The organism is Gorillibacterium terrae (assembly GCF_051594785.1).
In the GTDB taxonomy this organism is placed as follows: domain Bacteria; phylum Bacillota; class Bacilli; order Paenibacillales; family NBRC-103111; genus Gorillibacterium.
The window spans coordinates 1-22962 of sequence record NZ_JBPPGI010000010.1 but is presented as its reverse complement, the minus strand read 5'-3'; the positions used below and the strand labels follow the sequence as shown (position 1 = coordinate 22962).

Genomic DNA, 22962 nt, shown 5'->3' with positions numbered 1-22962 from the left:
TGAATGAGATGAAGGGTTGGGCAAAAACGGTGGGAGCGGCGCTCCTGGCCAGCAGTTTGATTCTGGGCGGCATGGGACTGAGCGGGGCGCTTAAGGCCCCTGAGAAGGCGCACGCAGAGGAGGCGCAGAAGAACGTGATTCAGGTAACGGGGAACGGTGAGCTGTCCGTGAAGCCGGACATTGTCTATCTGACCATCGGCGTCGACACGACGGCGGCCACGGCGCAGGCGGCACAGCAGGCGAATGCGGCCAAGATGAAGAAGGTGACGGCGGTGCTTAAGGATCAATGGAAAATCGCCGACAAGGACATCCAGACGGTCCAGTTCACGGTCCAGCCGAATTACAGCTACAGCGAAAAGGAAGGCCAGCAGGTCAAGGGCTACAACGCGACCCATACCTTGAAGGTGGCTTACCGCGATCTGGATAAGGTCGGCGCGCTGCTCGACGATGTCTCCAATGCCGGAGCGAACAACATCGGCAACGCCAGCTTCTCGGTGGAAGACCCTGCGGCGTTCGAAGCGCAGGCGCTGGAAAAAGCGATGGCGAACGCGGGCGTGAAGGCCTCGGCGATCGCCAAGGCTGCGAAGCGCAGCCTCGGTCAGGTCACCACGGTTATCCAGCAGGATACCGGAAGCCGTCCGGTGTTCTACGAAGGGGCCATGAAGGCTGCCGCCGCTACTGCCGACGCCGCCGGAACCAGCGTCCAGGCCGGGCAAGTCGACGTGACCGCGCTCGTGACGGTCACGTATGAACTGAATTAATGGAACGTGCTCGCTCCGCCCCGTCCGGGCGGGCGACAACAGGGAAAGAGTCCTTCGCGCCGTTGCTGCGAAGGACTCTTTTTTGCGTACAGGCCTGTGGCGGTGACAGGCCTGCTGCGGTGGCACGCTTACTCCTGGAGCCGTCGCTCCTGAAGCTTCAGGCTGACGGCGACTCCATCGCCGATGGGCAGCAGGGTGGTGTACAGGCGGGGATCTTGGAACACCCGCCGGTTGTAGGCATCCACCGGATCGCTGAATGGCGCCGCTATGCCCATCGGCTTGAACAAGGCGTCATCGGCGATCAGCAGCCCTCCGGGACGAAGCAAACGGATGCAGTCCTCCAGCAGCTCCGGGTACAGGCGCTTGTCGGCATCCTGCAGAATCAGATCGAATGGACCGGACAGCGTTCGGACCGCCTCCCGGGCATCCGCCAGCCGGACGTCGGCGCAATCGGCCAGACCGGCGGCAGCCAGGTTGGCCAAGGTTGTCTTGTACAGCTTCTCGTTCCATTCGATGGATATTGCATGGCCACCGGTCTCTTTCAAGGCTTCGGCCAACCAGACGGTGGAATACCCGAGGCAGGTGCCCAACTCCAGGACTCGTGTCGCTCCGGTGAGCCGGATCAACAGACCGAGGAGCCGGCCCACCTCCGGGCCGATACTCGGCTGGATATCGTTGCGGCGCTGTTCTTCTTCGCGAATGGTCCGCAGTCGGGGATGGTCCTCCCGGACAAACTCCATGATATAGGCTTGGACGGATTCCATACTTAAATCACCTCGCATTTGCTTCTTGGCGGGCGTAGGGTCAAGTCTGAGCGGATGCCGCCGCGACCGTACGCCCGGTTTTTCCTTAACCGGCGAAGGAGCGGCTCAGGTCGACGACGAGCCGGCCCTGCCCTTCGCCGCGGAGGAGGGCGTCCATCGCGGCGGGAACCTCGGCGAGGGAGATTTCGCGGTAGAGGAGCGGCAGCGTCTCCGGCCGCCAATCGGCCGCGAGCCGGTCCCACACGCGCCGGCGCTCGTCCATCGGGCATTCGACGGAGTCGATGCCGTAGAGGGTGACGCCGCGCAGGATGAAGGGATACACCGTGGCGGGCAGGTTCCCGCCTCCGGTCAGCCCGCATGCCGCGGCGGCTCCGCCGTACCGCAGCGAGGCGAGCGCGTGGGCGAGCACCGGGCCGCCCACGCCATCCACGACCCCCGCCCAACGCTCGTGGGCGAGGGGACGAGGTTTCGCGGGAAGCAGCTCTTCCCGCGGCAGAATCTCGGAGGCCCCGAGCCGGCGCAGCCGCTCTTCGGCCTCCGGCTTGCCGGTGGCGGCGGCGACCGTGAAGCCGAGCCGCGCGAGCAGCGCCACGGCGACGCTGCCGACGCCGCCGCTCGCGCCGGTGACGAGCACCGGCCCGTCGGCCGGGGCGAGCCCATGGCCGAGCAGGCGGCTCACGCAGAGCGCCGCGGTGAAGCCGGCGGTGCCGTAAGCCATCGCCTCGGCGGACGTGAGCCCGGCCGGCAGCGGCACCGCCCACGCCGCAGGCACGCGCGCGTATTCGGCGAGGCCGCCGAAATGCGAGACGCCGAGGCCGTAGCCGGTGACGAGCACCGGGTCGCCGGGGGCGAAGGCGGGGTCCGCCGATTCCGCCACTGTCCCGGCCAGGTCGATGCCGGGAATGAACGGATACCGGCCGACGATCTTGCCGTCCTCCTTGCCGGCCAGCCCATCCTTGTAGTTCAGGCTGGAATGGCTGACGCGGATCAGGAGCTCGCCTTGCGGCAGGTCCTCCGTCCGCCAGGTCCGGATCTCCCGGGTGAAGCCGTCCGCCGTCTTATCGACTGTCAGCGCTTGAAACAAAATCATCGTCGATCATCCTCTCGTAGACATCCACCGGCGTTCCGTTCGTGTTCGCCTTCCGGTCGAGGAAAGCAAAGCCCCGCGCCTCCCAGAACCGGCGTCCGGGGGCGTTGCCTTCGACGACGCCCAGGCGGCAGACCCGCAGGCCGCGCTCCTTCATTCGGGCGGCATAGCCGGTCAGCGCTTCCTGCGCGAGCCCCTGTTTGCGGCAGGGTTCCGCGATGAAGAGAAAGCCGAGCCAGGCATAGCCGTCGGCCGGATTGCGGTCGAGGTAGTCGATTACTCCGACATCCTCGCCGTTCCGAAGCAGCAGGAAGCGCTCCGCGCCGAGCTTTTCCGCCTCGGACCGGTCGGCCTCGATATCCGCGGGAGCGAGCGTCTCTTTGCCCTCCGCCACGCGGTTGTAGAACGAATCGGTGTTGCGCAGGGCCAGCTCGCGCAAAAGATTGGCGGGCCCTGTCTTTTCCCATATCAGCATATCCTTGCCCCCTCTCTGGACAAATCCCGTCTCCTTAGCGCTTTCGTCCGGCGTCGACCGCATGTTAGCCTGCGGCTAATGAAAAACGCCGTTCGATCCCGTTTGCGACGCCTTGCGGCTAATCAAGAGCGCCGTTTGTTCCCGGTTACAAGGCACTCCGCGGCGGCCAACGCACGTCCGTTGTCGTCGGCGTCCGTTCATCCTTTACCGCAGAAATCGCCGGCTCACGAAAGCTTGCGCCAGTCGGTCCAGACCTCCCGCGGGTTCAGCTCGTAAATTTCCTTCTCGCGGTACATGAACTGATGCATGATCAGCTCGCGCCGCAGGGTGGCGTAATCCTCGTGGAATTCCTTCAGAAAGGCATTGATTTCCTTCTCCGGGTAGCTTCGGCCCATCTCCAGCCGCTCCGCCAGGGATTCCAGCATGACGATCTTCTTCTTGAGCTGGGCGGGAATCGTCTTCAGGCGGCCTTCCTTGGTAAAGAAGTTCTTCAGTACGCTCTCGCGGAATTTGGCTTCGGTCATCTGCGCCATGTCCGTGTCCTCCTTTCCCGAAGAACCGGGCGAGACAAACGCCACCGTTCCCCGCGACTTGGCTTCCAGCATCTCGGAATTCAGCCGGAAATAGATCGTGTTCTTCTCGCGCCATTCGAACAGCAAGCCCGCCTCCCGCAGCTTGGCGATATGATGGGTGATGGTAGGGGCGCTGACGTTAAGCCGGACGGCAAGCTCCTGGCCGCTCATCGATTCTTCGGCGACGAGCCGCAGGATGCGCAAGCGGGTCGGATCGGAGAGCGCCTTATGGTAGCTGACGAGTTTCTCCAGTTGCACCGGAGCCTCACTCCTTAGATGAATAGCTAATTAGATTCTGATCGAATCATAAAGAATTTCCAACCGATTTGTCAAGTGGCTAATTAGATAAATAATTAATTCATTCGAAGTTCACATTTTAGACACAATAAATTAAGCTTCCTTTCATCTTGCTTTAAGCCCAGATTATTCTCGCTTTCCTATAGTAAGACTGGCTGCTTCCGCGGGCTGGCTTGAGAACCCGTCGGGATGGGACTCATTGAAGCTCCGGCAGCTCATACCAATCCATGTCAAATCAATGTCAGGAATGAAGCAAAGGGGGAAACGGTCTTGCTTGAAGTGCAAAAGGTAAGCAAGCTGTACACGAACCGCCGGGGAGTGGACGGAATTGACTTCTCCATGAGCCGCGGGGAAGTGGTCGGTTTTCTCGGGCCCAACGGCGCCGGGAAGACGACGACCATGCGCATGATCACCGGCTATCTGAATCCGACCCAGGGCCGGATTCTGGTGGACGGGATGTCGATGGCCGACCATCCCAAGCAGGTGCGCCGCAAAATCGGCTACCTGCCGGAAACGCCGCCGCTGTACCCGGACATGCGGGTGCGCGATTATTTGAAATTCGTCGCCGACCTTCGGGACATCCCGGCCCGTTCGCAGAAGAAGCGGATCGGCGAGGTGGTGGAGATGCTCGGGCTGTCCGGGCGGGAAGGGCAGGTCATCCGCGGGCTGTCCAAGGGCTATAGGCAGCGGCTCGGGCTGGCACAGGCCATCCTTCACGAGCCGGATCTGCTGGTGCTCGACGAGCCTACCTCGGGCCTCGACCCCAAGCAGATCATCGAGATCCGCAAGCTGATCCGCGAGCTGGGCGACAAGCATACCGTCCTGCTCAGCACGCATATTCTGCCCGAGGTCAACAGCATCTGCAACCGCGTGATCATCATCAACCAGGGCAAGATCGTCTCCGACGGCCGCCCCGATGAGATCGCCGGGTCGCTGTCCGAACGCTTCGAGGTCAAGCTGGAGGTGCGCGGCTCGCGGGACGAGCTGGTTGCAGCGCTCTCGGCCATTCCGGAAGTGGCGGAGGTGACGGTGCTGGCAGAAGCATCCGGCGAAGCGGCGGATGCCGGAGAAGCCCCGGCGACCGATCCGGCGGATGCCGTTGCAGCGCAAGCCGACGGCGCTTCCACCGTCCGGCTGAAGGTTGTCTCGGCGGACCGGACCGACGTGCGCGAGGCGCTGTTCTTCCGTCTCGCCGAGCTCGGTCGGCCGATTCTGGAGATGAACAAGGTATCGCTCAGCCTGGAGGATGTCTTCCTCAAGCTGACCACGGACGAAGCGGCCGAGCCCGGCGAAGCGGCCGGATTGGCCGAATTGACTGCGGTCGAACCGGCTGATGGGGCGGCCGCGGCGCGAACCGCTGCGGGAGAACCTTCCGAGCCGGTCGAGCCCGCCGAAGAAACCGCGAAAGGAGAAGATGAGCATGCGTAAACTATGGGCCCTTTGCCGCAAGGAGCTGCAGATGTATTTCTTCTCTCCCACGGCCTATGTGGCGTTCGCCTTTTATTTTCTCGTCAGCGGCTTCTTCTTCAGCATGGATTTCCTCGGCAACCAGACGGTCGACATCCGGCCGCTGTTCGGCAATTTCATGATTGTCTACCTGTTCGTCATCCCGCTGCTCACGATGCGCCTCGTCTCCGACGAAATGCGCCAGGGCACGGATGAGCTGCTGCTTACGTCCCCGGCGAGCCTGACCGAGATCGTCGTCGGCAAATACCTGGCCGCGGTCATTCTGCAATTCCTGCTGGTGGCCGGTGCCTTGGTATATCCCTTCATCCTGTCGCGCTTCGGGGCGCTCGACCTGCCGGTGATGTGGCTGTCGTACCTCAGCCTCTTCCTGCTGGGAGCGGCGATGATGGCCGTCGGCCTGTTCGCCTCGACGCTCAGCGCCCATCAGATGGTCGCCGGGATCGCCGGCTTCGCGATGCTGCTCATCCTGTGGATGATCGAGTGGCTGAGCGGCAGCCTGCTGCCGAAGGGCGGAGACTGGCTGCAGCAGTTCTCCATCGCCTCCCGCACGGCCAACCTGCAAAAAGGACTGCTCGACTGGAGCGATGTGATTTTCTATCTGTCGTTCATCGTCGTGTTCGTCGTGCTGAGCATTCAAACGCTGGAACGCAAACGCTGGAAATAAGGAGGAGTAGTCGTGAAAAAATGGATCAAGGGCACCAACGCCGTCGTCCTGTCGGCGGCTGTCATCGGGATTTTTATCCTGCTCACGGTCTTCCTGCACTCCGCGAGCGGCCTCCAGTGGGATTTGACCAAAACCAAGCAGTTCACCCTGTCCGACCAAACCGTGACGGTGCTGAATAAGCTCGACCAGAAGGTCAACGTCATCGCCTTCACCAACCCGAGCCAGGAGTATTACAACCGCCAGGTGAGCGATCTGCTCACCGATTACAAGCGGCATAACGGCAAGATTTCCTTCCAGGAGGTTGACCCGAAGAAAAAACCGACGCTGGCCGAGCAGTATGGCATCACCCAATACGGGACCATCGTTTTCGAGGTCGGCGACAAGAAGAAGACCGTGCTCTACAGCGATCTGTTCGGGTACGGCTCCGATCAGACGACCTACAATTTCACCGGCGAGGAGAAGTTCACCCAGGCGATCATGAGCCTGACCTCCGGTACAGCGCACAAGGCCTATTTCGTCACCGGCCACGGTGAACAGTCGGTGACGAACGCCGCTTCGTTCGTCTCGGCCTTGGAGAGCGAGAATTACACCCTGGCCGATTTGAACCTGTTCAAGGAAGGCAAGGTTCCGACGGACGCGGAAGCGCTGTTCGTTCTCTCCCCGCAGCAGGACCTGACGGCCGAGGAAGCCAAGCTGATCGAGGACTACACCAAGGCGAGCGGCAAGCTGTTCTTCGCCCTCGGCCTGTCGGATCAGATGGGCAATTGGAAGAATTGGGATGCGGTGCTCGCGGGAGTAGGCGTGAAGAACACGAAGGCGCTGGCGGTGGAGGCCAACAGCTCGCTGTCCAGCGATCCGCTGACGATCATTCCCGACTACAGCTACCATGACATCACCGATAAGCTCAAGGAAGCGAGCCGCATCACCGTCATGCCCGGCTCGATCGCCCTCAGCGCCGAAGCCGGCTCGACCGGGTACACCGTCGACGAGCTGCTCGCCACAACCGACGCCGGGTACGGCAAGACCAACCTGGCCGAGCTGCTCAAGAAGCAGCTCACCCAGAAGGACATCGAGAAGGCGAAGGGCGATCTGGAGGGGCCGCTCGCGCTCGCCTACGCGGTCAAGGACAAGGACGGCAAGCCGAAGGCCGTCGTCGTCGGCAACGGGCTGTTCGTCGAGGACCAATACCTGTCCGAGCAGGCCAACAAGGATTTTGCGCTGAACAGCGTCGGCTGGCTGCATGAGGAGAAATCGTCGCTCACCATCCGGCCGCGCGAGGAAGCCCAGATGCAGCAGGTCTATCTGACCGCGAAGCAGAACAACACGATCTTTATCGTGACGATCATCGTCATTCCGGCGCTGTTCCTTCTCGCGGGCGGGCTGGTCTGGTGGAGGAGGAGAAGAGGATGAAGCGCCTCTTGCCCACTCTTCTGCTCGTCGTGATCTGCATCGCCGGCTTTTGGTACGCCTCGGAGAAAGGGTTTCTCAAAAGCAAGACGGCCGACGACTCCGCCGGCAAGCCCTTCTTCACGCTGAAATCCGATGACGTCGCGGGCATCGCCATTCACTCCAAGACCGACGATATCGTTCTCTCGAAGAAAGACAAGAACTGGTCGATGTCCAAGCCGGACGCCTATCCGCTGAATACCTACGGAGCCGACAACTGGGCAAGCGCCTTTGCCTCCCTCGCCTACCAGTCGGTGGTGGACGAAGCGCCGACCGATCTGGCCCCGTACGGGCTCAAAGAACCGGAGAAGAGCTTTACCGCCACGCTCGCGGACGGAACAACCAAGAAGGTGCTCGTCGGCAAGCCGCTGCCCGTCAGCGGAACGACTTACGTCCAACTGGAAGGCGATCCGAAGGTGTATGAAGTGGAGGACACGTCGCTCGGCACGCTGGAAAGCTCGGCGACCTCCTTTGTCAGCACCCAGGCGGTCGACGCGTCCTACAACGATGTTCAGACCGTCGATCTGACCTGGAAGGGACAGAGCTGGAAGCTGGCGAAGACCGAACCGTCCAAGACGGCCTACGAGAGCAAGTGGAAGCGGGATGCCAAGGAGTTGACCGCCGAGCAGGGAAGCGCCGTGCTCGACAAGCTGACCGGCCTCTACGCCGACGGGCTGATGACCCCGGCCGCCAAGGCCGATGTCGCAAATCCCGAGCTCGTCATCAAGGTAACCGAGCTGAAGGACGGGAAGACTGCGGAGAGCGTCTTCCGCGGCAAGGTGAAGGACGAGACGGTTACGCTGGTCAAGGACGGCGGGTCATGGGCCTACGCCCTGAAGCTGGCCGACGTCCAAGCGCTATACGATGCCGGCAAGACAGCCGGAGAAGCTCAGAAATAACCGCTCTTCGACGAAGGATGCAAACAGGCTGCCGGGATTTCCGGCGGCCTGTTTTCTTACCTATCTTAGCTTGCATCAATTAGTTCTCGGGATTCATCATGGCATTGGCCGGAAGAGTGATATAAAGTTTTTTTGAAGGCAAAGAATCCCTGGGATCGGTTCCGATTTGTGGCAGGAACGAGCGGCTGCACGGTCGGCAGGATTCCCTGACCCGGATACAACGAGATGTTTCTCAAGCAGGATTGAAAGCGGTTACCTTTAACCGGGGTAAGCACGGCGGATTTTCAGCATTCATCTATTTATTTTCCTCATGAAGGGAGAAGCAACAGATGCTCAGGCTGACAAAAGTCGAGAATGGAATGGTGCAGGGACTGCCGGCGGCAGATCCCCGAATCACCAGCTTTAAGGGGATTCCCTTTGCCGCGCCGCCGGTCGGGGAGAACCGCTGGCGCGCGCCGCAACCGGCCAAGGACTGGGAGGGCGTACGGAAAGCCTATGAATTCGCGCCGATTTCGATGCAAGTGCGGCAGGAGATCGACGATGCGAACATCTACACCCGGGAATGGGCCGTGGAGCCCGACATTGCCATGGACGAAGACTGCCTGTACCTCAACGTTTGGACCCCGGCCCATCGCACCGACGAAAAGCTGCCGGTCTATGTCTGGTATTTTGGCGGGGGGCTCCAGGTTGGCCATACGGCCGAGATGGAGTTCGACGGGGAGCGCATCGCCCGGCGGGGAATTGTGGTAGTCACGGTCAATTATCGCTTGAATGCCTTTGGCTTTCTCTGCCACCCCGAAATTACCGCCGAGGCGCCGACGGCGCCCGCCAACTTCGGCCATCTCGATCAACAGGCGGCGACCCGATGGGTGAAGCGCAATATCGCGGCGTTCGGCGGAGACCCGGACAACCTGACCATCGGAGGACAGTCGGCCGGGGGCGCAAGTGTGATGACTCAACTCGTTTCTCCTCAGAACGAAGGGCTGTTCCAAAGGGCGATCATTCAAAGCGGAGTATTTTCGGTAATTTACCCCCAGCCCCATGTCCCCCAGTTTTGGACCCGGATGGCGGAAGCCGAGCAGGAAGGGGTTAAGTTCTTCGAGTACCTCGGTGTCTCCTCGCTGGCGGAAGCCCGGAAGCTCGATGCGGTCTATCTGCGCGACAAGGCGGTGGAGTATCAGAAGTTCTGGGGGACCGTCGAGGATGGGGAATTTAACACAGGCAACCCCTTTTCCCAATTTCTTGACAATAAGCGGTGGATGGTGCCGATTCTCCTCGGCTATACCACGAACGAGTTTATCAGCGTTCCGAACGTGGACACCCTTTCCGAACTTAAGAAGCTGGCGGAGAACATGTTCGGGGAGGAGGCCGATGCGTTCTTGGCTCTGTGCGGCGCCGAATCGGCCAGCCTGGAGGAAGTGAAGCGGAACGCCTCCGTCAACAGCATTGACTTCGCAATCCGCCTGGCCATGCAAGCGGTTGCCGACTCCGAGACCAAACCCTCCCTGTACAGCTATTGCTTCGACGCGGAAATTCCGGGTTGGGATAACCCGGGCACTTTCCACTCGGTGGATCTCTGGTTCTTCTTTGAGACCCTTGCGAAATGCTGGCGGCCGTTTGTCGGCAAACACTACGATTTGGCTCGCCAGATGTGCAACTACTGGGCGAATTTCATCCGCTCCGGAAACCCGAACGGTCCGGATTCTACAGGAGAGGCGATGCCTGTCTGGGAGCCGTGTACGCCCGAAGCCCCGTTCCACATGCTGTTTGCCGATCAAGCCGAGTTTTCCCGGACACCGCCTAGCGGGTTGATGGAATTCCTCGTGCGGCGGGCGCTCAGGAAGAACGGATAGCCCAGTCGGTAACGCCCGATATGCCAATCAAAGACAGCCTTGATCCGGAGCTCCATGGGACCAAGGCTTTTTTGCTTGGCCTGTCCTTGCCAACTCGACCCCTGTCAGGATGCACGAGAACGAGAACGGCGAGACGTCCCCGTAAGAGGGTGGCGTTTCTTCTCTTTCTCCACGGCTAAACCGGCGGTTTCCGTTGCATTCCCTCGAATTTCCTCCTACTTTTTTTCCCTCACCGATTCTTCTCCTTCGCGACGCTTCCCGGGAGCCTGCCAGACTCCGGCAAACCCTGTATGTATGCCATGCCTATGGAAGGCGCAATTCCGCTTCCCGCCTCGCTTCTTTCCGGCTTTTGCGCTTCGGCCCCGTCTGCTTGTCCGCATCCGTCCGCGCTGCCTTCCGGGCCTGCATGCCCTTCCTTCTTTCCCGCGCTGCCGAACAGCGGAGCGCCGGTGTCCGATTCTCCGAGTGAGTCAATTCCGAAACTTTTGGTTAAGGTTAGGGTTGAAGTCCTTCTCCCCGATCCAACAGGGGGTTATCGGCTCGGCCCGCAGGCCAGCCGCCGGACTGTGCCGGACTGTCGGATGTCGGATTGCCGGAAGTTCCTACATAACCGAAGCGGAAGAAGCCGCGTTCCAGCCGATCCCCCTGCAATCCCCTGTCGGACCGCCTATTGGCGCTCCGGCAGGACCACAGGAGGTCTTGCATGAAATACCGATTTTGGTCTTTTCTCTTGTTTAGCATAGTTTTGGCCGCTTTGACGCTGCCGCTTGGGTGGGACAAGCCCGAGACGGCGGAAGGGCGGCCGCTGGAGCGCCGCGGCGCTCCGGCCCCGGCCCTGCCCGGCTTCGAGCCGGCAGGCGGGCCTGCCGCGGCGCTCGGCGGAACCCCGGCGACGCCGGACCCGGCGGCTTCGGCCGCAGACTGGCTCGCCCTGCAGCAGTCGCCGTCGGCCTGGCGGGCGGACGCCCCCGGCTTAGCCGCCGTCGGCGCCGCGCTCGTCGCCCGCGAGCCGGGCTCCGGGCTGCCGCATGTCCTGACCGCGTCGGCGCTCGCCGCCGTTCGCGGTCAGGCTGCCGCTTCCGCCAAGACGGGCAAGGTCGTCATCGCCTCGGCCGACGCATCGAACAGCCCGGCTGTCGGCGACTTGAGTCCAGCCGGGACGGAGAAGTCCGCCGCCGCAGAGGAGGCGAAGGCGAAAGCCGAGCGGGCCCGGAAGGCGAAGGCTGTCGCGGACGAAGCCAAGGCCGCGAAGGCCGCCCAAGCCGCGAAGGCCGTCAAAGCTCAGGCGCAGACGGTCTCCCGGGCGAAAGCCAAGGCCGCCGCACCGATGGTCGAAGTGGGGCCCGGCGAGCTGGATATGCTCGCCAAGGTGATCTACGCCGAAGCGCGCGGAGAATCGTACGAGGGGCAGGTGGCCGTCGGCGCCGTCGTCGTCAACCGGGTGATGAGCAGCCGTTTCCCCGACACGATCCGCGAGGTGATTCTGCAGCCGGGAGCCTTCACGGCCGTCAGCGACGGCCAATACCGGCTGAAGCCGAACGCCACGGCTTACCGGGCGGCCAAGGAGGCGCTTCAGGGGGCGGATCCGACAGGAGACGCGATCTATTATTACAACCCCGACACGGCGACTTCCCGGTGGATACGCACCCGGCCGACCACGGCGGATATCGGGCACCACCGGTTTGCCCGCTAGCCGGTTTGCGGCAGGCCGGGGACCTGCCCTCTCTTGGGACTTCGAGGTCGGAGGCCCCTCGGGGCCGTGCATGAAACATGGCTTCGCATGAAGCTTGCGGGACGAGCCGTCCCGCCTGAAACCAGCAAAAAGACCCGCGCATCATCTTGCGCGGGTCTTTTGTTGCGAAAGCGGGCTTGCCGCCGCTCGATCAGTTGAAGTAAGACGGATTGTGGACGGCGTCGCGGCGGGTATCGTCCAGGCCGGCCTGCTGCGGATCGAGCAGGGCGGCGAGAGCTTGAGGCGTCAGCGCATGCGCCGGCTCAAACTCGTCGGAAGCGACATAACGGGACAGGCTGCGCAGCAGCTGACGCGCTTCCGGCCGGTCGGTGCAGGCGGGGAGATCGCTCATGCAGACGAGCAGCTTGCCCTCGCCGACCCGGGCTTCCAGCAGCAGGCCGAGCCGGTGGTTGCGCTCGAAATTGTCGATGACCTGGACGACCGGCCGAACCTCGGCGGGAAGCGAGTCCATCACGAGCGCGGCCGAGTTCTCGAGGATCGTCCACCACTGCCAGTTGCTGTGGAACTCGGTCGGGAACTCCCGGAATGCCGGGTGCTGCGGATCGCAGAGCAGGCCGAGCGTTCCGGGGGCCACGGGCACGTCGCGGGATTCGCAGATGGCCCGGAACATCGGGTAGCTCCAGAAGTCGGAGGCGAAGAAGCCGGGTACGGTAGCTGCCGGCCGCGCTTCGTTCAGATCGGGGATGAGCAGGGCGCGTCCGCCCTTTTCCAAGACGCGCAGGGCATCCTCGACCGTGCGGCAGACCGCCTCCTCCTTCTCCGTTTCCTGCTCCGGCTCGGCCGGGGGATAGACCCAGAGGGGATAAGCCGTCGCCGTTCCCGTCTCGGGACAGGACAGCTCCAGGTCGAAGCGGGCGGGCTCGTTCCGGTCCGGAAGCTTGAACTCCAGCCGCCCCAACCCGGCAAGCGAGCCCTGCCGGACGGCGACCGGCCCGGTCTCCCCGCCGAGGAGCGGTTCTCCGTTCTCCGTCAACGCCCAGCGGACATGAACGGCCGGCCAATCGCCGCGGCCGTAATGGGCGAGCTCCAGCTCGGCCGAGAAGGCGTCTCCCGCCGTCGCGACATACGAGGGGAAGCGGGCGAGGAGCACGGTAGGAGCGCAGAACTGCCGCCAACGCTCAGCATCGAGGAACGGCTTCGGCTCCATGAACGCGTTCAGGACGCCGACGAGCGCCGTCCCTTGGCCGGGAAAGTCCTGCAGGTCCAGAAGCTGGAAGCCGCCGAGCCCGGGCGTGCGGAGCGCCGCTTCGATCTCCTCGCGGTAGCAGAGCTCGGCGAGCTTGCCGGAGGCTTCGGTGAAGGCCGCCGCCTGGTCCAGCATTCCCCGTTCGGCCAGCCGTTCCCGGAAGACGGCGAAATTGCGCGCTTCCAAGACACCGGTGTAGCGGGCGATCTCGCGGAAATCCGGGTAGGCTTGGTACTGGCCGATTTCATGGCCGATCACCGGCACCGGCACCCCGGCGAGGCTGTCGCGGTAATCCGTCTGTGTCGACGGGGGTCCGGCCTGGACATGTCCGAGCGGCGGGTCGGCGTGCGAGAAGGACGCCCGCACCGGTCCCTGCGCCGTGCGCATGGTGACCCAGTAATCCGCCGCCTCCTCGCGCTCGGGGGCCCAGAAGAAATTGTTTGCCCCGTCGGAGTAGAGCTGGAGGCCGTCGCGCTGCCGAAGGTCGCGCAGCAGCCCGGCCATGGCCTCGCGGCTGCCGTGCAGCTCGTTGCCCAGTCCGAACATGACGAACGAGGGATGGTTGCCGTAGGCGGCGAGGATCCGGAAGGCTTCCTCCCGCAGATAAGCGAAGCGGCCCTCTTCGTCCGTTTCCTCCCAGGCTCCCCAGAAGGGCAGCTCCGGAGCCATGTACACGCCGAGCAGGTCGGCGGCGCGGAAAGCAGCATCCGGCGGGCAGCAGGTGTGGAAGCGGTAATGGTTGATGCCGAAGGACTTGGCGACCGACAGGGTATGCAGCCAAGCCTCGGTGTCCATCGGAGCGTAGCCGGTCAGCGGGAAGACGAGCCCGTCGTGCTTGCCCCGCAGAAACACCGTGCGGCCGTTGACGGCGAACTGGGTGCCTGCCGCTTCGAACCGGCGGAATCCGAAGACATCGGAGAATTCGTCGCGGCTGCCGGGCGCATCGAGCCGAATGCGCGCCTGATAGAGCGCCGGCTGGTCTTCTTCCCAGCCTTCGCCGCGCTCGGCCATCGGGCAGACAGCTTCGTGGTACGATTCGCCGGGTGCGGCCGTTAAGGTGAGTTCCGCGTGGGCCAGAACGGCGGCTTCCGCATCGGGCGAACAGAGCCGTCCGTCCTCGTCTACCCGCGGTCCGTTCAGCACGTCGACGCTCCACGCCGCCTCGACCGGCTCGCTTCCGGCGCTGTCGATGCGAAAGCGGATGCGAACCGACTCTCCGCCGCCGTCGGGATAGAGCTGCACGTCCTCCAGAGACACAGCCTCTCTCGCCTCCAGAGCAAGTCGGCCCAGGAGGCCGTTCCAGTTGGTCTGGGTATCCGGCGAAGTCATATGACCGCCGGGAATGGGCAGAAGCTTGTTATCGACGCAGACCGTCAGTTGGTGCTTTCCCGGCGTCAACGGGCCAAGCTCGTAGCGGTGCGGCGCGCAGAGGCTGTTTCGGCTGCCGCAGTCGAGGCCGTCCAGCCAGACCCGGGTAACCCGGCTACGTTCGAAGGACAGGCGAAGGCGCTTGTTCGCCCAGGCCTCGGGAATCTCGATGTCCCGCTGGTACCAGGCCTTGCCGACATAGGGGAATTTCTCGCTCAGATGGGCGATGGCTTGCTCCGGATTGCCGGGACCCTTTTGCCGCTCCGCCGTTGAACCGGGGAGCTGGATGGTGTCGCCCAGTGTGGCGAGCGCCCAAGCCTCCTTCTCGCCGACTTCGTCCGGGTCGAGCCGAAAGCGCCAGACTCCGGCAAGCGATTGTTCGATCATGATGATCCTCCTCTTCCTCGGGCGGCTCTCCTTCTTCCGCAAAGCCGGAGAAAGGAAGGAGACCCGTCGTTTGTTAGGATATGTTAGGTTTGTTGCGTAAAAGAAAATAAAACTTCGGTTCTTTGTTAGGGATATGCCCCTTTCACTTCTGCGAAAACCGCCGAATTCCTTCCCGGCCAAGGTGGATTTTTTCCATGAACCCCAAGAAAAACTCCGCCGCTTTCGCTGGGCCGCGATTGACGGAGCCCCCTCCCTGAACTAGACTTGTAACAGGAGCGGACGTTCGGTCCGCCAAGCCCCCTTTGCAGGGGCAGACGATTCCAGACAAGATGGGACGATTTGTGCGTGAAGCCCGATTATACCGCTTGGAGGCATGTCTTCAAGCTCGATCCCGATAAATCCATCGACGACGCGGCGCTGGAGCAAGTTTGCCGTTCGGGAACGGACGCCGTCGTCGTCGGCGGATCGTCCGGCATTACCTATGACAACACCGCCGAGCTGCTCGCGCGCGTGCGCGCGTACGAGGTGGCCTGCGCGCTGGAGCTGTCCGACGCGGAGGCGGCGGTCCCGGGATTCGATCTCTACCTGCTGCCGGTCGTGCTGAACACCCCGGACGGCGACTGGATCACCGGACTGCACCAGAAGGCGCTGCGGCATTATGCGGATCGTCTGGACTGGGAGCGGATCGTTCCCGAGGGCTATGTGATCCTCAATCCGCGGTCGATGGCAGCGCGGGTGAGCGGGGCCCGAAAGCCGGCCGATGCCGGCGACCTGCGCGCGTTCGCTCTGCTCGCCGACCGAATCTTCCGCATGCCGATCTTCTACGTCGAATATAGCGGCGCTTGGGGCGATATGGCCTGGGTGCGCGAAGCGAAGGCCGGGCTGAACGAGGCCCGCCTGTTTTACGGCGGCGGCATCCGCACGCCGGAGCAGGCGGAGGAAGCCGCCGCCGCGGCCGACACGATCGTCGTCGGCAACCTGATTTATGAGAACCTGCCGCTTGCGCTGGCTACCGTGCCGGGGAAGCGGAAAAGAATAGAAACGAGGGACAACGAATGGTACAGATGAACGATATCCAGGACGCCATCCGGCGGCTGAACCCGCAGCAGCAGCAAGCCGTGCAGACGGTGGACGGGCCGCTCCTCATCATGGCGGGAGCGGGCAGCGGCAAGACGCGGGTGCTGACCCACCGCATCGGCTACCTGATCGCCTCCGGCAAGGCGGCTCCGTGGAGCATCCTTGCCATCACCTTCACCAACAAGGCCGCCCGCGAGATGCAGGAGCGGGTGGAGGCGCTCGTCGGTCCCCAGGCGCGCGACATCTGGGTATCGACCTTCCACTCCATGTGCGTCCGGATTCTTCGCCGCGACATCCAGCGGATCGGCTTCACCTCCAACTTCACGATCCTCGACTCCACCGATCAGCTGTCCGTCATCCGGAACTGCCTGAAGGAGCTGAACGTCGATCCGAAGAAATTCGAGCCGAAGGGCATCCAAGCGGCGATCAGCGCCGCCAAGAACGAGCTGACCACGCCCGAGCGCTACGAGGCGAAGACCGGCGATTACTACCAGGGCGTCGTCGCCCAAGTCTACAAGTCCTACCAGAAGAAGCTCAAGGCGAACAATTCGCTCGACTTCGACGACCTCATCATGGCGACGATCGAGCTGTTCACCCAGGTGCCCGAGGTGCTGGAGTTCTACCAGAACAAGTTTCTCTACATTCACGTAGACGAATATCAGGACACCAACCGGGCCCAATACCTGCTCTGCCGGATGCTCGCCGACCGGCATCACCGCATCTGCGTGGTGGGAGACAGCGACCAGTCGATCTACCGCTGGCGGGGTGCGGACATTTCCAACATACTCAATTTTGAAAAGGACTATCCCGAGACGACCGAGATCAAGCTGGAGCAGAACTACCGCTCGACCTCGACGATCCTCGACGCCGCCAACAGCGTGATCGCCAACAACCTCGGCCGCAAGCCGAAGAACCTCTGGTCGGATAAGGACAAGGGCGCCAAGATTCAGGTCTACCAAGCCGATTCCGAGCATGAAGAAGGCTACTTCATCTCCTCCCGCATCCGCGAAAATGTGGACAAGGGCGGCAAATACGGCGACCACGCCATCCTGTACCGGACCAACGCCCAGTCGCGCGTAATCGAAGAAATCCTGATCAAATCCGACATCCCTTATCAGATTGTCGGCGGCATCAAGTTCTACGACCGCAAGGAAATCAAGGACCTGCTCGGCTATCTGCGGCTCATTTCCAACCCGGACGACGACATTTCCTTCGCCCGCATCGTCAATGTGCCGAAACGGGGCATCGGCGACACCACCGTGGACCGGCTGGGCGAGTATGCCGGCGAGCGCGGCATCTCCATGTTTGCTCTGCTGGACGATCTCGATCTCTTGGATATCACGAACCGGGCGCGCAATCCGCTCGCCGCATTCCGCGACCAGATCAAGAATCTGCACCAGATGGCCGATTACCTGTCGGTAACCGAGCTCACCGAGCAGATACTGCAAACGACCGAATACCGCGCGGAGGTTCTCAAGGAGAATACCCTGGAGGCCCGCTCCCGCGTCGAGAATATCGACGAATTCCTTTCGGTTACGATGGAATTTGAGAAGCGCAACGACGACAAGTCGCTGATCGCCTTCCTGACGGATCTCGCACTGATTGCTGACATCGACACGATGGACAAGACCGAAGGGCCGCAGAACGCCGTCGTGCTCATGACCATGCACAGCGCGAAGGGCCTGGAATTCCCGAGCGTCTTCATCGTCGGCATGGAGGAGGGCGTGTTCCCGCACAGCCGCGCCTTCATGGACAACGAAGAGCTGGAGGAGGAGCGTCGCCTCGCCTACGTCGGCATCACCCGCGCCGAGGAGACGCTGTACCTGAGCTGCGCCCGAATGCGCACCCTGTTCGGCCGAACAAACGCCAACGCGCCTTCCCGGTTCCTGAAGGAAATCCCCGAGGAGCTGAAGGAAGACTGCTCTCCCTCGCGGGAGCGGTTCGCCCGCTCGGCCACGCCCTTCGGCGGCGGGGCTTACGGCGGCTACGGCCGAGGTGGAGCAGGCGCGGCAGCGCCGGGCACGCCCTTCGGCCGTCCCGCCGCAGGCGCGGCGTCCGGTTCGGCAGCGGGGGCGGACGCTTCCCGCATGCGCCCGGCGGCTTCGTCCGCTCCGCGCACCGACCCCGGCGAATTCAAAGCCGGCGACAAGGTGGCCCACGGCAAATGGGGAACCGGCGTCGTCGCTTCGGTCAAAGGCTCCGGCGACGACACCGAGCTGCAGATCGCCTTTCCCGCGCCGGTCGGCGTGAAGCGGCTGCTCGCCAAATTCGCCCCGATCACCAAGGTGTGAGCGGCCGGAAAAGACGGATATACTGAAAGAAAAGAGAACGTAGACACGCGAGAAAGGATGAGCGGGACGTGGCCGATCCGATTACCGGCAATTCTCCGGAAGCCCTCAAAGAGATGGAGGCCCTGATCGCCGAGATCAGCCGGCACAATTACCTGTACTACACGCTCGACCAGCCCGAGCTGACGGACAAGGAGTACGACGTGCTCTACGACCGGCTCGTCCGGCTGGAGCGGGAGACCGGCGTCGTCTACCCGAATTCCCCGACCCGGCGCGTAGGCGGCGAGCTGCTCATCGGCTTTGAGCCGCACCGCCACAAAGCCCGGCTATGGAGTCTGGATAAAGCGCAGAACCACGAGCAGCTGCTCGCTTGGCTGGCGCGGGTAGAGAAGCTCGTCGCCCAGTACAACAAAGACCATGAGGAGGACCCGCTGCCGCAGCCGACCTTTGTCGTCGAGCTGAAATTCGACGGGCTCACCTTGAACCTCACGTACGAGGACGGCGAGCTGGTGCAGGCCGCCACCCGCGGCAACGGCGTGGTCGGCGAAGGCATTCTGCCGCAGGTCAAGACCATCCGTTCCATCCCGCTGTCGATTCCTTACCGCGACGGAGTGATCGAGGTGCAGGGCGAGGGGCTGATGTTCCTGTCTGTGCTGGAGGAATACAACAAGACCGCCGCCGATCCGCTGAAGAACGCCCGCAACGCGGCGGCCGGGGCATTGCGCAACCTCAACACGTCCGTGACGGCTTCGCGCCACCTGGACGCCTTTATTTACAACGTCGGCTACTCCGACGGAATTCGCTTTTCCAACCACCGCGAGATGGTGGAGTTTCTGAAGGACAACCGCTTCAAGGTCAATTCGGAGACCCACTATTACGACAGCATCGAGGAAGTGGCGGAGCAGGTCGAGCGCATCGCCGAGATCCGCCACGGCATGGATTACCTGATCGACGGAGCCGTCGTCAAGGTGACGGACTTCCGCACCCGCGAGGCGCTCGGCTACACCGACAAGTTCCCCCGCTGGGCGGTCGCGTTTAAGTTCGAGGCCGAAGAGGCGACGACGACGCTACGCTCGGTGAGCTGGGAGGTGGGGCGCACCGGCAAGCTGACGCCGGTGGCCAAGGTCGATCCGGTCGAGCTGGCCGGCGTCACCGTGCAGAACTGCACCTTGAACAACATCGGCGACATCGAGCGCAAGAACCTCAAATTCGGGCTCGGCACGCTCGTGTACATCCGCCGGTCCAATGACGTCATTCCCGAGATTCTCGGCAAGGCGACCGAGGAGACGGACGGCGAGGAGATCGTCTACCCGATCGTCTGTCCGGCCTGCGGCACGCCGCTCGAGCTGCGCGGGGCCCATATCTTCTGCCCGAACCGGCTCGGCTGCCGGCCGCAGCTGATCGGCCGGATCGCCCACTTCGCCTCGCGGGACGCGATGGATATCGAGACCTTCAGCGTGGCCACGGCCGAGCAGCTGTACGAAAGTCTCGGCGTGAACGATCCCTCCGGGCTCTACAGCCTGACGCTGGAGCAGCTGCTGACGCTCGACCGCTTCGGCGAGAAGAAGGCGGCGAACCTGCTGGCCGCCCTCGAGAAGAGCAAGGAGCGCGACCTGTCCTCCTTCCTCTTCGCGCTCGGCATCCCGAACACCGGCAAGAAGACGACCTCCGTGCTGGCGGAGCACTTCCGCAGCCTGGATCGGGTCATGGCCGCCACCGCCGAGGACCTGATCGCTCTGCCCGACGTCGGCGGCATCGTCGCCGACAGCATCGTTTCCTTCTTCGCCGATCCGCTGATGCAGGAGAGCATCGCCAGGATGCGCGCAGCGGGAGTAAATCCCCGGATGGAAGAGCCGGAGGCCCTTCCCGCTGCGGCCGAGGACAGCTTCTTTAACGGCAAGACCGTCGTGCTGACCGGGACGCTCTCGTCGATGAGCCGGGACGAGGCGGGCAAGAAGCTGGAGCGGCTCGGCGCGAAGGTGACGGGCAGCGTCTCCAAGAAGACCGACCTCGTCATCGCCGGCGAAAGCGCGGGCAGTAAGCTGATTAAGGCCCGCGAGCTCGGCATCGCCGTGATCGAAGACGAAGAGGAGCTCCTGCGGCTGTTCCGGGAATCCGGCGTCTAAGCCGCGCGCTCCTATTGACACGGGGCTGCCAATCCTCTATCATCTATCTCACAAGACCGGATTTATCCCGGAACCGAATAGCTTCCTGATAAAGGGGAGTAGCTGTACAATAAAGCCGTCAATACGAGTGCTGATTGCTCCGGTTTTATTGACACAATCGTGTTAGCGAGACCTTTATCCCGAATTTTTCCTGTTTTCATCGACAGGGGAGGTCCGGGGTAAAAGGTCTTTTTTGCATACACTAAGCCTTATTCATTTGAGAAGGGAAAGGGGATCGGCGGCATGATTTTGGAATATTTATGGGTTCTCGTCGTCTTGGTAGCGCTGGAAGGCTTGCTTGCCGCAGACAACGCTTTGGTACTGGCTATCATGGTCAAGCATCTGCCCGAGAAGGACCGCAAGAAAGCCTTGTTTTACGGACTGGCCGGCGCATTTGTGTTCCGGTTGGCCTCCTTGTTTATCATTTCGTTCCTGGTGGACATCTGGCAGGTTCAGGCGATAGGCGCGTTGTACCTCCTGTTCATCTCGATCAACCACATCGTCCGCAAGGTGTTGAAGCGCCGCAAGTCGGATGAAGCGGTGAAGGCGGGCGAGGAGGTGCCGGAGGAACGGAACCGGAAAAAAGCGGGCCTATGGATGACCGTGCTGAAGGTCGAAGTGGCCGACATCGCCTTCGCCATCGACTCCATCCTGGCCGCGGTGGCGATGGCCGTCGTGCTGCCCCCGAGCGGCCTTCCCAATATCGGCGGCATGGACGGCGGACATTTTCTGGTGATCTTCGCCGGCGGCTTTATCGGCCTGCTCATCATGCGCTTTGCCGCCAACTTCTTCGTCAAGCTGCTCCACTCTCGCCCGGGTCTGGAAATCGCCGCTTTTACCATCGTCGGCTGGGTAGGCGTCAAGCTGGCCGTCGTCACGCTGGCTCATCCGGACGTTGCCGTTCTGTCGGAGGCGTTCGCGCACAGCACCGCTTGGAAGCTGAGCTTCTACTTTGTGCTCGTGCTCATCGCCGCCGTCGGCTGGTTATTGAGCGGCAAGAGCGAGGCGAAGAGCGCCGAGGACCCGGTCAAGGAGGTTCGGGAACAGGCGAAGTAACCTTTGCGGTTTTCCTCGTTGACCCAAGCCTAGGAATCTCGTTATAATTAGAAGAGCAAAAGGGGAGTAGCTTCCTACGGTAAAGTCGTCAGTTCGGGTGTCCAATCGGCATCCCGGCTTTATCGGCAACGTTAGACGTTGTTAGCAAGACCTTTGCCGGTGACGGTAAAGGTCTTTTCTTTTTGACCCGGAGAAGCCAAGATCTTGACCGAGCCCAAACTAAGATGGGAGTGGGAAAAATGGAACTCTTTTCGCTGAAATTCCTGAGCGCCCTTGTGTCGATTGTCCTCATGGATCTTGTGCTGGCGGGGGATAATGCGATTGTGATCGGCATGGCGGCGCGCAACGTGCCCAAGAAGGTGCAGAAAGTGGTGATTCTGCTGGGGACCTGCGGTGCGGTCGTCATCCGCATTGTTGCCACCCTGGCCGTAGCTTGGCTGCTCGACCTGCCGGGTTTGCTGCTCGTGGGCGGCCTGCTGCTCATGGTCATCGCCTACAAGCTGATGACCGGCGGCGATTCGCACGAGATCAAAGCCAAGGATTCCATGCTGGGAGCGGTGGGGACGATCATACTGGCCGACGCCGCAATGGGACTGGACAACGTGCTGGCGGTAGCCGGAGCGGCCCACGACGATTTTCGGTTAGTGGTTATCGGGCTTCTCATCAGTATTCCGATCGTGGTCTGGGGCAGCACGCTGTTCATCAAGCTGATGGACCGGTTCACCTGGATTCTCTATGTAGGGGCGGGCGTGATCGCCTTTACGGCGGGCAAGATGGTGGCGGAGGAACCGATTCTCGACCAACTGGTGATTTCGGACGGGATCGGAAAATGGCTCTTCATCGCCCTTTGCGTGCTTCTGCTCGTCGGAGGCGGCTATTATCGCAGCACCCATCCGCGAAAGAACGGCAAGAACAAAAGCGTCCCGCATAACGCATGACGGTACGGCTCGGAAAGTAAACTTAGCGCATACGAAAGGACAGGCCATCCAGCCGGTCCTTTTTTTATGGGAGTTTATCCTCCTATATAGGAAGAGGGGCATACTAAATAAGCAATTCCTTGACGGGAAAAGAACCGGAATAAAAAGATTTAAAAAAACACTTGCGTTTTCTTGGGCAAGCTGATAATATATATTCTTGTCACCGCGAATGACCGCCGGAAAACACGGCGGACAAACAGAGGACGAAGTTCTTTGAAAACTGAACAAATGAGTGAGAAATGCCGCGCGATGATCCTTGTGAGCATCGCACAAACAACACGCAAGTGTTAACGAGTGAGCTTAAGAGAACGATCTATAGAACCACTTTTATGGAGAGTTTGATCCTGGCTCAGGACGAACGCTGGCGGCGTGCCTAATACATGCAAGTCGAGCGGAGTTGTTCCTTCGGGGACGGCTTAG

At 62.0% G+C, this 22962-nt stretch carries 16 protein-coding genes, 1 rRNA gene and 1 pseudogene; 13 read left to right on the top strand and 5 right to left on the bottom strand.

What is annotated here, in order from left to right:
- Nucleotides 1-8: 8 nt before the first annotated feature.
- Nucleotides 9-761 (top strand): SIMPL domain-containing protein, encoded by a 753-nt coding sequence (locus tag ACSEXS_RS21870; RefSeq protein ID WP_438435363.1) that lies wholly within the window; start codon nt 9-11, stop codon nt 759-761.
- Nucleotides 762-889: 128 nt separating this feature from the next.
- On the opposite strand, the gene ACSEXS_RS21865 is transcribed toward ACSEXS_RS21870, so the two are convergent.
- The 4 genes from ACSEXS_RS21865 to ACSEXS_RS21850 form a co-directional block, all read right to left on the bottom strand.
- On the bottom strand, nt 890-1525 hold the full coding sequence (locus tag ACSEXS_RS21865; protein ID WP_438435362.1) for an O-methyltransferase: 636 nt from the start codon (nt 1523-1525) through the stop codon (nt 890-892).
- An 85-nt stretch (nt 1526-1610) separates the two neighbouring features.
- Complete coding sequence (locus ACSEXS_RS21860) at nt 1611-2615, bottom strand: oxidoreductase (protein ID WP_438435361.1); 1005 nt, start codon at nt 2613-2615, stop codon at nt 1611-1613.
- Nucleotides 2584-3087: a GNAT family N-acetyltransferase gene (locus tag ACSEXS_RS21855; protein WP_438435360.1), complete on the bottom strand. Its 504-nt coding sequence runs from the start codon at nt 3085-3087 to the stop codon at nt 2584-2586. The genes ACSEXS_RS21860 and ACSEXS_RS21855 overlap by 32 nt, the downstream gene beginning before the upstream one ends.
- Nucleotides 3088-3311: 224 nt before the next feature.
- Nucleotides 3312-3917, bottom strand: coding sequence for a DUF2087 domain-containing protein (locus ACSEXS_RS21850; RefSeq protein WP_438435359.1), 606 nt, complete (start codon nt 3915-3917; stop codon nt 3312-3314).
- A gap of 309 nt (nt 3918-4226) precedes the next feature.
- On the opposite strand from ACSEXS_RS21850, the gene ACSEXS_RS21845 reads away from it, so the two are divergent.
- From ACSEXS_RS21845 to ACSEXS_RS21820, 6 genes and pseudogenes are all read left to right on the top strand, one after another.
- Complete coding sequence (locus tag ACSEXS_RS21845) at nt 4227-5384, top strand: ABC transporter ATP-binding protein (RefSeq protein ID WP_438435358.1); 1158 nt, start codon at nt 4227-4229, stop codon at nt 5382-5384.
- On the top strand, nt 5377-6087 hold the full coding sequence (locus ACSEXS_RS21840) for an ABC transporter permease (RefSeq protein ID WP_438435357.1): 711 nt from the start codon (nt 5377-5379) through the stop codon (nt 6085-6087). Before ACSEXS_RS21845 ends, ACSEXS_RS21840 begins: the two co-directional genes overlap by 8 nt.
- Before the next feature lie 12 nt (nt 6088-6099).
- A complete protein-coding gene (locus ACSEXS_RS21835) occupies nt 6100-7497 on the top strand; it encodes a GldG family protein (RefSeq protein ID WP_438435356.1) in 1398 nt (465 codons plus the stop codon).
- The gene (locus ACSEXS_RS21830; protein ID WP_438435355.1) at nt 7494-8432 is read left to right on the top strand and encodes a DUF4340 domain-containing protein; all 939 of its coding nucleotides are present in this window, start codon (nt 7494-7496) and stop codon (nt 8430-8432) included. Before ACSEXS_RS21835 ends, ACSEXS_RS21830 begins: the two co-directional genes overlap by 4 nt.
- Before the next feature lie 329 nt (nt 8433-8761).
- The gene (locus tag ACSEXS_RS21825) at nt 8762-10285 is read left to right on the top strand and encodes a carboxylesterase/lipase family protein (protein WP_438435354.1); all 1524 of its coding nucleotides are present in this window, start codon (nt 8762-8764) and stop codon (nt 10283-10285) included.
- A 1351-nt stretch (nt 10286-11636) separates the two neighbouring features.
- Nucleotides 11637-11978 (top strand): annotated as a pseudogene (locus ACSEXS_RS21820) (cell wall hydrolase); the annotation flags it as partial.
- 190 nt (nt 11979-12168) lie between these two features.
- On the opposite strand, the gene ACSEXS_RS21815 reads toward ACSEXS_RS21820, so the two are convergent.
- Entirely contained in the window at nt 12169-14979 is a 2811-nt protein-coding gene (locus tag ACSEXS_RS21815) for a DUF8487 domain-containing protein (RefSeq protein WP_438435353.1), read from the bottom strand.
- A 345-nt stretch (nt 14980-15324) separates the two neighbouring features.
- Here ACSEXS_RS21815 and pcrB point away from each other — a divergent pair, with 345 nt between their 5' ends.
- The 6 genes from pcrB to ACSEXS_RS21785 all read left to right on the top strand — a co-directional run.
- On the top strand, nt 15325-16047 hold the full coding sequence (gene pcrB, locus ACSEXS_RS21810) for a heptaprenylglyceryl phosphate synthase (protein WP_438435352.1): 723 nt from the start codon (nt 15325-15327) through the stop codon (nt 16045-16047).
- Nucleotides 16044-18347, top strand: a complete 2304-nt coding sequence (gene pcrA / locus ACSEXS_RS21805) for a DNA helicase PcrA (RefSeq protein WP_438435380.1) — start codon at nt 16044-16046, stop codon at nt 18345-18347. The genes pcrB and pcrA overlap by 4 nt, the downstream gene beginning before the upstream one ends.
- A 113-nt stretch (nt 18348-18460) precedes the next feature.
- On the top strand, nt 18461-20470 hold the full coding sequence (gene ligA / locus ACSEXS_RS21800) for an NAD-dependent DNA ligase LigA (protein ID WP_438435379.1): 2010 nt from the start codon (nt 18461-18463) through the stop codon (nt 20468-20470).
- Nucleotides 20471-20752: 282 nt separating this feature from the next.
- Nucleotides 20753-21565: a TerC family protein gene (locus ACSEXS_RS21795; RefSeq protein WP_438435351.1), complete on the top strand. Its 813-nt coding sequence runs from the start codon at nt 20753-20755 to the stop codon at nt 21563-21565.
- Nucleotides 21566-21804: 239 nt separating this feature from the next.
- On the top strand, nt 21805-22503 hold the full coding sequence (locus ACSEXS_RS21790; protein WP_438435350.1) for a TerC family protein: 699 nt from the start codon (nt 21805-21807) through the stop codon (nt 22501-22503).
- 365 nt (nt 22504-22868) lie between these two features.
- Nucleotides 22869-22962, top strand: a 16S ribosomal RNA gene (locus ACSEXS_RS21785); the annotation flags it as partial.

Bases quoted from the DNA above. Each gene is read 5' to 3' on its own strand.
- ACSEXS_RS21840 (WP_438435357.1), top strand. From the start codon at position 5,377: ATGCGTAAACTATGGGCCCTTTGCCGCAAGGAGCTGCAGATGTATTTC.
- ACSEXS_RS21865 (WP_438435362.1), bottom strand. From the start codon at position 1,525: ATGGAATCCGTCCAAGCCTATATCATGGAGTTTGTCCGGGAGGACCAT.
- ACSEXS_RS21815 (WP_438435353.1), bottom strand. From the start codon at position 14,979: ATGATCGAACAATCGCTTGCCGGAGTCTGGCGCTTTCGGCTCGACCCG.
- ACSEXS_RS21790 (WP_438435350.1), top strand. From the start codon at position 21,805: ATGGAACTCTTTTCGCTGAAATTCCTGAGCGCCCTTGTGTCGATTGTC.
- ACSEXS_RS21795 (WP_438435351.1), top strand. From the start codon at position 20,753: ATGATTTTGGAATATTTATGGGTTCTCGTCGTCTTGGTAGCGCTGGAA.
- ACSEXS_RS21830 (WP_438435355.1), top strand. From the start codon at position 7,494: ATGAAGCGCCTCTTGCCCACTCTTCTGCTCGTCGTGATCTGCATCGCC.
- ligA (WP_438435379.1), top strand. From the start codon at position 18,461: ATGGAGGCCCTGATCGCCGAGATCAGCCGGCACAATTACCTGTACTAC.
- ACSEXS_RS21860 (WP_438435361.1), bottom strand. From the start codon at position 2,615: ATGATTTTGTTTCAAGCGCTGACAGTCGATAAGACGGCGGACGGCTTC.
- ACSEXS_RS21870 (WP_438435363.1), top strand. From the start codon at position 9: ATGAAGGGTTGGGCAAAAACGGTGGGAGCGGCGCTCCTGGCCAGCAGT.
- ACSEXS_RS21825 (WP_438435354.1), top strand. From the start codon at position 8,762: ATGCTCAGGCTGACAAAAGTCGAGAATGGAATGGTGCAGGGACTGCCG.
- ACSEXS_RS21855 (WP_438435360.1), bottom strand. From the start codon at position 3,087: ATGCTGATATGGGAAAAGACAGGGCCCGCCAATCTTTTGCGCGAGCTG.
- pcrA (WP_438435380.1), top strand. From the start codon at position 16,044: ATGAACGATATCCAGGACGCCATCCGGCGGCTGAACCCGCAGCAGCAG.